Origin of the sequence: Proteiniphilum sp. UBA5384, assembly GCF_002410825.1 — a bacterium.
Lineage (GTDB): Bacteria > Bacteroidota > Bacteroidia > Bacteroidales > Dysgonomonadaceae > Proteiniphilum.
Genome location: NZ_DHOS01000052.1, coordinates 254,574 through 255,501 on the forward strand (window position 1 = coordinate 254,574; position 928 = coordinate 255,501).

The 928-nt window shown below is 38.9% G+C and carries 2 protein-coding genes; both read right to left on the minus strand.

Going from position 1 to position 928, the window contains the following annotated elements:
- Nucleotides 1-130: 130 nt before the first annotated feature.
- Complete coding sequence (gene nusG / locus B4G81_RS10760; RefSeq protein WP_294082363.1) at nucleotides 131-673, minus strand: transcription termination/antitermination protein NusG; 543 nt, start codon at nucleotides 671-673, stop codon at nucleotides 131-133.
- 20 nt (nucleotides 674-693) lie between these two features.
- The gene (gene secE / locus B4G81_RS10765; RefSeq protein ID WP_294082364.1) at nucleotides 694-885 is read right to left on the minus strand and encodes a preprotein translocase subunit SecE; all 192 of its coding nucleotides are present in this window, start codon (nucleotides 883-885) and stop codon (nucleotides 694-696) included.
- Nucleotides 886-928 lie beyond the last annotated feature (43 nt).

The window sequence follows — 928 nt, forward strand, 5'->3', positions numbered from 1 at the left end:
TTTGCAGCTCCTCCTTTGATTTGTAATTTTAGTTGTCCGGCAACTTCTTTAGCCATTGTTTTGATTTTAATAAATTGGGGTTTTCGAAACACTTAAAGAATTTACAGAATCTGCGTAACCAAATATCTGACTATTCTTTCTCTACTTGCATATAGCCCAACTCGAGGAGTTGTTTTCTTCCGAAAATTTTTACCATCACTTTGAGCTTCTTTCTCTCTTCATTCACTTCCTCTACCACGCCGGAGAAACTACTGAAAGGACCTCCGATCACTTTCACGTTTTCGCCTACATAGTATTTCATATCCATCTCGTCACCTGCCTCTTCCAACTCATCCATCGTTCCGAGGATTCGTTTTACTTCCGATTCCCGTAAAGGTTGAGGATCGGTGGTATTAGGCAGGAAGCCGGCAACATAATTGATATTTTTCAGTTCATGTATCACATCACCCGTCAGTTCAGCCTCAATAAGCACATAACCGGGAAGATAAGCACGTTCTTTCATCACTTTCTTTCCGTTACGTACTGAATAAGTCTTTTCTGTGGGAATGAGAACCTGAGAGATATATTTTCCCAGATCGGTCTTCTTTATCTCTGACTCAAGATACTCTTTGACTTTATTTTCTTTTCCACTAACAGCACGTAGTACGTACCATTTTTTTCTCTCATCAGTCATAGTCTCTTTAGTTTCAGATTTTATAAAATACCGTAGAGAAGTTTTAATACCCACTCAAATAAAGAATCCATACCGAACACAAACACAGCAATGATAAGGGAAGCAATCAATACAATTACCGTGCTGCCGGAGAGTTCTTCTCTGGATGGCCAGGAAACCTTATGAACCAGTTCATTATAGGAATCGCTGATATATGCAACTATTTTTTTCATTTAACTTTAGATAGTTTTTTGCACGGGTCGAGAGACTCGAACT